The following is a 1314-nucleotide window of genomic DNA, read 5'->3' as shown; positions in this document are numbered from 1 at the left end:
TGCCGGGTCTTGCGGGCTCGCCACGCTGAAGCTCACGCCGCCGACGCCTCGAGATGCGGGCTGCTGAAGTCCAGCGCGCGCAGCCCGGCCTGCACTTCGGGCACGCTCATGAACAGTTTCCACAGAAGGCCCGTGCGATGGTTTTCCATCATCACGACGATCGGGCCCTGGTCGATGGCAAGGTAGGTGTCTGCGAACCAGCCGCGCCGCTCGCAGAACGCATCGACGAAGCCGTAGTCCCGCCACACCCGCTCGCCATGCACGGTGAGGAAATGCCGCAGCACCCGCATCACCTCGGCGGGCGCATAGGGCAGGCTGGCCAGCGCGGCCGTCGGCGAGATGGTGCCGTTGTCGTTGTTGGGATCGTGCGCAAGGTAACCGTCGGGGTCGTCGCTCGCGGTCAGGCCCCAGCACGATTCGCCATAGCCCGGGAAGCCCCGCGGGTTGGCGATGCAGTGGGCGCGGTTGATCCGCACGTGGCGCGTGTTGAGATCCCAGTAGTCTGCGTAGCGGTCCCTCAGGCCGCGCGGATCGAGGCCGCAGAACGAGTAGTGCGCAAAGAACAGCGGACCGGCGTTCGGCGGACCCAGCGGCAGCTCGATGCCGTGGTACGAATGGCCGTTGAGGAAGTCGGGACCGGAGGCAAAGCCGCGGTGGTAGACCTTCGGATCGATCGCATGGCGCGGCGCGGCCGCCGCCAGGAAGTAGGTGATGAGGCACTCGTTCCAGCCGTGCACCTCATGGTTCATGGCCCAGCCGTGGTTCGGGCTCCAGTGCCAATACAGCACGTCGCGCCCGCCCTGGGTGAACCAGTTCCACTCGACCTCGTGCCACAGCGTGTCGATGTCGGCGCGCAGTCGGCGCGCCATGGCCGTGTCCTCGCTGAAATACTGGCGCGCGCAGAGCAGGCCCATGCAGAGGAACGAGGTCTCGACCAGGTCGCCCGCGTCGTCCTTGGGGCTCATCGGGATCGTTGCGCCGCTCGCCCCGTCCATGAAGTGCGGAAAGGCGCCGTGGTAGCGCCTGGYGCGCAAGAGGGCGTCCCGCATGCGCCCCAGGCGCTCCAGCGCCGCGTCCCGCGTGATCCAGCCGCGCTCCACCGCGACGATCAGGGCCATGATGCCGAAGCCCGTGCCGCCGATCGCGACCCTCTCGTCGGCCAGGTCTTCGCCGGTGGCGCCGACGAGCGTGCGGCGGTCGAGCGCCAGGCCGCTGGCGGCATCCGCGCCGTCCCAGAAATAGCGGAAGGTCTGCCGCTGCACGGCGTCGAGCAAGGCTTCATCGGGCAGGGCTGCCAAGGCCTTCGGGTTCCTG

The 1314-nt window shown here is 68.7% G+C and carries 1 protein-coding gene; it reads right to left on the bottom strand.

The window, feature by feature from the left end; translation table 11 throughout:
- Positions 1-32 precede the first annotated feature (32 nt).
- Positions 33-1314 (bottom strand): glucoamylase family protein (locus tag AC1DOC_RS33935; protein WP_478131603.1); only part of this gene is annotated, 1282 nt, incomplete at its 5' end.

It is taken from the genome of Variovorax sp. 01T439_2 (assembly GCF_056398445.1).
The sequence above is the reverse complement of the archived record's forward strand: the minus strand, read 5'-3'. Positions and strand labels throughout refer to the sequence as shown.